General features: G+C 51.1%; 7 protein-coding genes. All 7 read left to right on the top strand.

Features of this window, described 5'->3' with window-relative positions:
* Nucleotides 1–1,461: 1,461 nt before the first annotated feature.
* The 7 genes from H6B51_RS15175 (at nt 1,462) to H6B51_RS15145 (ending at nt 8,457) form a co-directional block, all read left to right on the top strand.
* On the top strand, nt 1,462–1,971 hold the full coding sequence (locus tag H6B51_RS15175; RefSeq protein WP_204884485.1) for a hypothetical protein: 510 nt from the start codon (nt 1,462–1,464) through the stop codon (nt 1,969–1,971).
* An 11-nt stretch (nt 1,972–1,982) separates the two neighbouring features.
* Complete coding sequence (locus H6B51_RS15170) at nt 1,983–2,504, top strand: hypothetical protein (RefSeq protein ID WP_204884484.1); 522 nt, start codon at nt 1,983–1,985, stop codon at nt 2,502–2,504.
* 31 nt (nt 2,505–2,535) lie between these two features.
* Nucleotides 2,536–2,991, top strand: coding sequence for a hypothetical protein (locus H6B51_RS15165; RefSeq protein WP_204884483.1), 456 nt, complete (start codon nt 2,536–2,538; stop codon nt 2,989–2,991).
* 606 nt (nt 2,992–3,597) lie between these two features.
* Nucleotides 3,598–4,461 (top strand): PD-(D/E)XK nuclease family transposase, encoded by an 864-nt coding sequence (locus H6B51_RS15160; RefSeq protein WP_204884482.1) that lies wholly within the window; start codon nt 3,598–3,600, stop codon nt 4,459–4,461.
* Between the two features lie 388 nt (nt 4,462–4,849).
* Nucleotides 4,850–7,147, top strand: coding sequence for an S-layer homology domain-containing protein (locus H6B51_RS15155; RefSeq protein WP_204884481.1), 2,298 nt, complete (start codon nt 4,850–4,852; stop codon nt 7,145–7,147).
* 278 nt (nt 7,148–7,425) lie between these two features.
* The gene (locus tag H6B51_RS15150) at nt 7,426–8,106 is read left to right on the top strand and encodes a hypothetical protein (protein WP_204884480.1); all 681 of its coding nucleotides are present in this window, start codon (nt 7,426–7,428) and stop codon (nt 8,104–8,106) included.
* 72 nt (nt 8,107–8,178) lie between these two features.
* Entirely contained in the window at nt 8,179–8,457 is a 279-nt protein-coding gene (locus tag H6B51_RS15145; RefSeq protein WP_204884479.1) for a hypothetical protein, read from the top strand.
* Nucleotides 8,458–8,727: the final 270 nt, after the last annotated feature.

Below are 8,727 nucleotides of genomic sequence, written 5' to 3'. Positions count from 1 at the left end.
TCTGGTGCTGAATCTCCGCAGGATTCAGTGCGCCCTTTTGTGCCTGCTTGCAGGTTTGCTCGTCATTTTCTGGCCCCAGAAAAAATTGGCGGTTGTTCAGTAGACATTATTTAGAAGCCCATAAGAGGCGAAAGATGATCTGGGCACACTTCTATGAACGATAAAAAAAGATGAATCGAGAAGAATGGAAGGCCTGGGCCATGGCGTTGAAGCCTGGTGATAGAGTCATTCTGAAGGTTTGGGACGGGGTAAAGGTTGCGATTGTGAAAAACGTAACTCCGTCCGGCAGAGTTAACACAAACCAAGGTGTATTCTACCAGAATAGCTGCTGGGAGCATTATCAGGGGTATGGAAAAACACATGGAACCATTGAGCCGGTTACTGCGGCAGCCCAATGCACGACGAGGTGCGTTAATCCGTGGGCGGTCAGACAAGAAGAATGCCTGTCCGGCGGATGTATGAGGTCTGCAAATGCTGCCCTGAGAACATCCCAACCTATGGTATCTGCAAGAAGGGATACCAGAACTTCTACTGCCGCAAGACCAAGAACCCTGATTGTCCGGTGGTTGCGGCAGGGTGGACAGGGAAGAAGTAACCTGATAACCTGAGCACTTGAGCACCTAAGAACCCAAGGAGGCAATACTATGAGTTCCCCGTCCAGACGATTCAGCCTGCATCTGAATGAAGCCAGAGCTGCGGTCCGATGCACACATGCACACCGCTCCAAGCAATATGTCCTCTTCACGGAGATGCCAGATTCGATTGCTGTCCTCAAAGCTGGCTGTCATGTCGTGGCGCAGAACGATGATGAGCTGGTGGTTTCTGCGGGACGGAGACCCGGTCCGGCCGACTGGCCGGTTCTATATCACGGCGGAAACCATCGACCCCTATCACTACCGGCTCGACATCTTTTGAGCCAGGTAGATCACTAAAAATGAGTTGCTTTCTTGGCAAATATGTGGTATAATATATACGTTCCAGATAGGGGAACTCCCTTGAGGAATACCGTCGCCGTTCATCTGAAGGTGTGATCGTATGCCCCCTTAGGTTCTTGGCCGGGCTCCCATAACTCTGGAGCTGCTTGCGGCTGGTACCTGTCCCTGAAAAGGGGCCCTTGGGGCAGATGACCGCTGAGATGAACTGTAGGCGATGGGGATCTCCTTTTCTCCTCCTGGTGATTTGTGTGTATAGGGAAAATGGGCGCGGACATATCCGCGCCCATTTTCCTTTTTTGCGCCCTGAAAAGGATAGCCTTCAGATGCCCACATCTGGACTGAATTTGACCTTGTTGGAATAACGTGGTATAATATATCATAAATTAAAGAACTATGATGCAAGTACGGAAGCTAAGAATACGGCCAGACTCATTGATATTTCTCAGTGAGTGCGGCTGTTTTTATATATACACATAAAACTGAAAGGAGAAAAGCAATGAAGTACTCTGAGTTTCGGAGGCTCGCAATGAAGCAGGATCTCTACCTGAAGCTAATCTGGCGGTTCGGAGTTGACCTTGAGCATGGGACCAGGGAGGAAATCGAAACGGTGCCCACCCGGCTGCTTGGCATCCGCAAGATCGTTGCGGTGCGGTCTTGGGAGTACGGGTTTGACCTGGAGGTCCCTGGTTCCCCGGGCGAAGTGTCCCAGTTACAGATTCGCCGGGCGTCCCATTTCGAGTTCCAAGACGGTATCCTGTCCGTGTTTCGGCCGGGCTACCGCCCAATGACCAATCAGGAGCTGAACAAGCTCCGGGAGGTGGAAAAGGCATTCCAGGAAAACCCCGATATCAGCTTTGGGGAGACCATGCGGGTACTGACACCTCAGTATGAGTACGTCTGGCATAACCGCCGGAAAATGTCTGATGACGGCAGCCAGGAGCTCATCTTCGACAAGAATGTCAGAGGCGACCTGGCCTTGAAGTACCGAGTCTACACCGACCGGCAGGGCACTCGGCCCCTGATCGAAGTCTTTTAAGGGGGACTACCATGGAAAAGAAAAAGACGCAGCCCCCGGTCCTGTATGTCGAAAAGGACAAACTGATCGCGGCGTTTGCCAATGCCGACACCGACATCATCGCTGACTACGGCCCTGAATATGGAAGCGAAAGCGGATACAGCCGGGACAAGGTGCTGGAAGTCATCGAGTCCGTACCGGCGGCTCCGACCGAGATTCCCTGCTGTTGCTGGCAGTATTGCTGCGGTGTGCGCAGTCCGGGAGAGATTTATGAGGATAAGTCTCTACCGGCAGTCCAAGATGCTGCGGATGACACCGATTACCTGACGGTTCACCAATATAATAACGCCTTTCTTCCGCGAATTGAAAGGGCAAAAGAGTTTATTGCTCTTTTTGAAAGCAGCATCAGACATATGGATGACAAATTGGTAGATAAAAATGAAGTGCGGAAGCAGTTCAAAATTCGCTGTTGGTCAGAAGAAACAATGGAGACTATTTTGACGGCTCTCGATTACTACAAAAAACGGGAAGGACTCGAAAAGATTAAAAAGTAATTTTTTGTTAATGCAAAGGAGGTCTTTGAAAATGCAATGGACCATTTTAGACTTTAATTTCCCTGATGAGCTGCCCTTCAAGTTTCTGAAAGAGCAGTTCGGAGACCAGGCGGAAATCTATCTCTCCTATGTCTCCATCCCTTTGGATGAGATGCCTGAACAGCCCGAAGGCTTGTCCACGACTCATGATAACCGGCCGGAGCTGCTGGAGTACACAGAAGGGGCCGTGACCAAGGTGAACCTGACAGATGGCAGCATCGAGGCCATGCGATCCTTCGCGGAACGAGCTGCCAAGTACGGGGTGTATCAGATTTACCAGCCGGTGATTCCAACACCCACTGTGCCTGCGAATTACCGCATCTGCCTTCCCGAAGTCTGCATTGCGCCGGAAAGGGCCTGCGACTTCGATGACAACGGCTATTGCACCAAATGCCACAGGACGCACTGCGAATCCAGGGTCGTTCACCCGGAATTTTCCGACATTTGACACTCCCCACGGCTAAAGCCGGGGGGAGTGTCAAAAGCTGTCTCCTGAGCAAGGATCGGCAACTTGAATACCTTTTTGAACTGAAGCCTATTGAGAGCTGATAACGGCACCAGTATGCCGCACAAGAAAGGAGGGAGATGCTGCCCGTCATGCGATGAACTGCGCATGACGGCAGCCCGAACACCATGAGCTGCTGCTGAGGACTGCTGCGGCCCACATATATATTGACAAGCTCACACTGACCTGTATAATGAAAATATGAGAGGTGCTTCATGCTCTACGAAAGAAAAGAAGTCTGGACCGAGGAAACCTTCGACTACCAGAAGGTCCAAATCGGTGACTATGTGGATCAGGCTGTCGTTAACAATGCTATAAACTGCCTTCCGCCTGCCCACATGACCAGCCAGTGTTCCCAGATGGGTGAGCCCTACTCACACCGAGAGGACCCAGAGACAGGAACTCTGCGGGCTACCTACGCTACGTTCAAAAAAGTTGCCGGGGAGTGGCCGAACGGCATCTGGCAGTATTGTGGACACTGTTTCCGTGGTGAGACTGTGGAGCGGGGCAAAGCCCCCTTCGACTGCTGCTAGGTGGGGGGTGATGCGAATGAGCAGCACATTTCCAACGCCGCAGAACTTTGCGGATAGCCTTGAACAAAAGAAAAAATGCATCCAGAAACTTCGGCCGATTGATGATGTGTTTTTTGAAGTTCTCGTCCGAAAAATGAGCGTTTGCGAAGAAATCCTCCAAACCATTTTGGAGGACCCTGAGCTCGTGGTACTGACGGTCGTTCCCCAGAACAGCATCCGCAACCTTCTGGGCCGGTCCGTTCGGCTTGACTGCCTTTGCCGTTTGAGAAACGGCCAACTTTGCAACGTAGAAGTACAACGCGCCGACGATGACGACCACTTGCGCCGGGCGAGATATCATGCTGCCTGCGTCACGACTAGCACGACAGACCCTGGCAAAAAATTCAGGAATGTCCCGGATGTCATCGTCGTATATATTTCTCAGCATGATTTTCTCAAGCTGGGGAAGACTACCTACCACATCCAAAAGACCATTCGTGAGACTGGAGATATCATTGACGACGGCCTGAGTGAAATTTTCGTCAATGCCCAGATTGATGACGGAACGGATATCGCCGCCTTGATGCGGTGTTTTCAGGAGAAAGAGCCGAGCAATCCAAAATTCCCGGCTATCAAACAGGAGGTATACGAGATCAAGCATACGGAAGGGGGAATCTCGACCATGTGTGAAGTCATGGAAGAATATGCGAAAGAATACGCGAAAGAATATGCGAAAGAATATGCGAAAGAATACGCGAAGGAGGAGGCAATCAAGTCCGCAGTGATAACCTGCAAGGATTGTGGCAACACCATCGAGAAAGCCATAAGTATCATCATGAATCGTTTCGGGTTTTCTTACGATGTTGCAGCCCAAAAGGTCAACCAATACTGGAATGCCTGAGTCACCACAAGAAATTGTAATTCAAGCGGGCCTGTCGTGACATGACGGGCCCGCTTTTCATTGTGAGTTAAAAGAAGAGAGCGGATCACCAAACCAGCGGTTCAAGAATATAGGTGCCTGAGATGTCAGGAACTCGGGAACTGAAGAACTTGCGAATCGCGTCCAGCGCAGGTGTCCTGCGCCAACACCAGACCAAGCTACAAACTGCACAAGGAGTCACCCTGCCGGGGTGGCTCCTTTTCTTTTGTGGATTTGACCTAAATAGATTATTATGGTATAATAAATAAAAATAAAGAACTATATAGATTCAAGATCCAGCCCACACCATTTTAATAATGGAGGGCTGTTTTTATATTCAAAACATCATTTTGCAAGGAGGAAGAATATTATGCCCAGGCACACCATTGAGGAAATCCGGCAGGAATACGCCCGTCTGGACACCATTACCATCATCAGAGGGCTGCTGACATACACAGATGTCGACTCCCAGACTCACATCATTGACGTTGATTCCAGCACCGGCGGCAGCGTTTCTCCCACCGGTCGAGTCTATGTGGATGATGGAGATTACCAGACCTTCCGCTTCAGCCCCAATTCTGGTTATAGGGTCTTGGCCGTGTATGTAGACGGAAAGGATGTTGGAAGCCGGAGCAGTTATACCTTCTATGACGTATCTGACAACCATACCCTGTATGTGGATTTTGCCCGTACCAGCGGACAGTATGGCCAGTATGATATTGAGGCAAGCTGTAGCTCCGGCGGATACATTACTCCGTCCGGCACTATCAGTGTTGATGGCGGCGACAGCCAAACCTTCCGGGCGGTGCCTTATTCTGGGTATGAAGTTGCTGCCATTTATGTGGACGGCAAGGATGTAGGGGCTATGGAGCGCTACACCTTCAGCAATATATATGCTGACCACAGAATTTATGCGGAGTTTGTCCCCAGTGACACGCTCCAACATCGGCTGAATACCTCATCCGGCTCCAACGGTACCATCTCCCCGGAGGGGTCCGTATGGGTTGCGCGGGGGACCTCCAAGACCTTCACGTTTAAACCCAACTCTGGCTATAAGGTTGATGCGGTTTATGTGGATGGCGAGAAACTGAGCACGAAGCCCAGTACCTACACGTTCAGCAACATCCGTGAATCCCATAGTATTTATGTAGAATTTACCCGCAGCAGCTATGAAGTCACGGCGGATTGCGGCACCGGCGGCACCATTTCCCCGGAAGGCTCCGTGTGGGTGACACAAGGGACCTCCAAGACCTTCACGTTCAAACCTAATTCTGGCTATAAAGTGGATGCAGTCTACGTGGACAACAAAAAACTGAGCACCACGCCCAGTTCTTATACCTTCAGCAATGTGCGTGAAGCCCACAGCATTTATGTGGAATTTGCCCGCAATGGGTACGAGGTCACGGCGGACTGCGGCACCGGCGGCACCATCTCCCCGGAAGGTTCCGTATGGGTAACACAGGGGACCTCCAAGACCTTCACATTTAAACCTGACTCTGGCTATAAGATTAGTGCGGTATATGTGGATGGTGAGAAGCTAAGCACGAAGCCCAGTTCTTACACCTTCAGCAACGTGCGTGGAGCCCACAGCATTTATGTGGAGTTCACCCGCAGCAGTTACAATGTCACGGCGGAGTGCAGTTCCGGCGGCCGGATCACCCCGAGCACAGCCACGACCACCGTATCCGCTGGCAGTTCCAAGACTTTTACGTTTACCCCCAACTCCGGCTACGGAGTCCTTGGCGTCTATGTGGATGACGAATACGTCGGAAACTCCAAAACCTACACGTTCAAAGACATGTCCGATGACCATGCGTTGTATGTTTTGTTTGCCAAGACTTCCGAAATCAAGGATGAGTACGACATCCAGGTCTCTGTCTCAGATGGCGGCACAGTGTCCCCGTATAGTGATGGGGTAATCAGCGTAGATCGCGGTGAAGACCAATATTTCTACATCACCCCAGATCCCGGCTATCACATTGCCCAAGTGTATGTGGATGACGTGCCGGTGTCCGTGGATGAGGGCTTTAACTTCAAAGCCGTAATAACGGACCACGAGCTGCGGGTGGAGTTTGAACCCGGTATTGCGCTCCAGTTCCCTGGCTCCTGGATCAACCCGTATTCGGATGTTACAACTAACGACTGGTTCTATGATTCTGTCCGATTTATGGATTGGAACGGTCTTATTACCGGGACCACAGCCACGGCCTTTTCTCCCAATGAGATCACCACCCGGGGGATGCTTGTCACCATACTGTACTGCCTGGCTGGCTCCCCCAGTGTATCCAGTACCAATACATTTGCGGATGTTAGCCCTTACACCTGGTATGGTGATGCAGCCACCTGGGCTGCCCAGACGGGGATTGTAACTGGGTATAGCGATGGATTGTTCCATGCCGATGATCCTATTACACGGGAACAACTGGCGAGCATCCTGTACCGGTATGCGCAATACCGGAGCATGGACACCAGCTCTGACAGTGACATCAGCAGCCGCTTTATCGACTATCCTCGTATCTCCGGCTATGCTGTTACCGCCATGAGTTGGGCATATGCCAACGGTATCATAGCCGGTACCAGCTCTTATACGCTGTCTCCCACCGGCACAGCGACTCGTGCAGAGACTGCCACCATGTTGGCCCGGTTTTGCCAAAACTTCCTGATGTGATACTTTCATCCTGCCCAGCAAATATTAGAACTACAGTTATAATAGTTGCCGAGAGAAATTGATACTTCGGCCCGAGGGGCAGGGACGGGTAGCCACCCTAATCCCTGCCCCCTTGATTTGACCATTATAAAATTACATGGTAAAATAGTATCATCATTAAAGAACTATATAAACACATCGCAAGGCCAAGGGTACACATTTGGGGAGGAAATGCGTGCCGTTGGCTTATTCTTTAATGATCTGTTAGAGTAATCTTTTTACACAGAAAGGAGAACACAATGTCTGACAACACCTTCACCAACCGGATCAACGTAACCCGTGCCGCCAAGCAGGAAAACGGCAATGTCCGCCTTCTTGGGACCTTCTGTGGTGGACTGCACTTTCCCAAAGACGGAGGAAAACCATTTACCATCGTGCAGCGCAGCACGAAAAACGGGAAGACCTTCAAGCAGGTGCGGGCAACGCTGGTTATTGCCCCGGATGACAAAAAATCTGAAAAGGGATACCCTGTCAGCCCGATCTACTACGATGGAGCCAACAAAACCTTCGCCGAGATTCTCAGTGCCAACGGCGTAGAGCTGTTTAATGGCAGGCTCTACGTGCCGGTAACCATGGATCGGAACACCATGGGACTCTATCAGCTCATGGGTGATCCGACCTTGGACTTCAAGGCCAACATCCTGTGTTCTGGAGAGCTCAGCATCTACCAGGGAAAGGACGGGAAGAAGTATTCGGCCATCGGAAACGTTTCCATTTTTGCCCGCGATCATGTGTTCGACGATAAGGTCGAGCGGGCTAACGCAAATTGTCAGTTGGATGACGGCGGAAACGGCGGAGGAAATGGCGGCGAAAACAGCGGCGAGCAATCTGCGTCCGCTCCCAGCTATGGATACAATCAGAGTTCCAATACGAGCGGATTCGTCGAAATCAACGACGACGACGGAGAACTGCCGTTCTAATGAGCAATCCGATGCTAGTGGCGGCGCATAATCTATGCGCCGCCACAATTAAAATGAAAGGAGAAGCGCTTTATGTTTTCCATCAAGAAGAAGGAAGGACCTGACCGAAGTATCCAGGAGATGTGGGTCGATTATTGCAATTTGCTGATTGCCACTGAACGCCCTGGTGTCAAGCGATTGCTCAACTGGATGCAATCGGATATGACAAATGACTCCCACATCCGCTGGTTCGAGTCCAGCCATCCCAGCCATGGACGTAAGTCCACTCCTTATCTCCAGAGCAGATTGCCTTCAGACTGTCAAGCTGCCCAAGAGCAACACCCAGACCCTAACCTTCGATGTGGCGAGTAAGCAGTTTAAGCCCAGGGGCTGTATACTTTTTAGTACCGATATGCTGGACCTGCACAGTCAGCAAGGGGAACGAAAGAACATGCCAGGAGCTGCGATTGCAGACGTTCAGGAGACCAAGGAGTGCGCGGGTGAGTCCTCGCGCCATAAGCCGCGATTGCGCTTAAACGGCTGAAATCAAAGGACGGCAGTGATGCTGTATGGCGGAAAAAGACGCAGCGTGAAAACGTGGAGCGCAACACGGGATCATGCGCCGGTGTACTATCGGCGTGG

The sequence above is a fragment of the Pseudoflavonifractor phocaeensis genome (genome assembly GCF_016901955.1).
Lineage (GTDB): Bacteria > Bacillota > Clostridia > Oscillospirales > Oscillospiraceae > Flavonifractor > Flavonifractor phocaeensis_A.
This window is presented reverse-complemented; position numbering and strand designations above follow the sequence as displayed.

What these genes read in the sequence shown, in the direction of transcription:
- H6B51_RS15175 (WP_204884485.1), top strand. Translation starts at nt 1,462, where the DNA reads ATGAAGCAGGATCTCTACCTGAAGCTAATCTGGCGGTTCGGAGTTGAC.
- H6B51_RS15170 (WP_204884484.1), top strand. Translation starts at nt 1,983, where the DNA reads ATGGAAAAGAAAAAGACGCAGCCCCCGGTCCTGTATGTCGAAAAGGAC.
- H6B51_RS15165 (WP_204884483.1), top strand. Translation starts at nt 2,536, where the DNA reads ATGCAATGGACCATTTTAGACTTTAATTTCCCTGATGAGCTGCCCTTC.
- H6B51_RS15160 (WP_204884482.1), top strand. Translation starts at nt 3,598, where the DNA reads ATGAGCAGCACATTTCCAACGCCGCAGAACTTTGCGGATAGCCTTGAA.
- H6B51_RS15155 (WP_204884481.1), top strand. Translation starts at nt 4,850, where the DNA reads ATGCCCAGGCACACCATTGAGGAAATCCGGCAGGAATACGCCCGTCTG.
- H6B51_RS15150 (WP_204884480.1), top strand. Translation starts at nt 7,426, where the DNA reads ATGTCTGACAACACCTTCACCAACCGGATCAACGTAACCCGTGCCGCC.
- H6B51_RS15145 (WP_204884479.1), top strand. Translation starts at nt 8,179, where the DNA reads ATGTTTTCCATCAAGAAGAAGGAAGGACCTGACCGAAGTATCCAGGAG.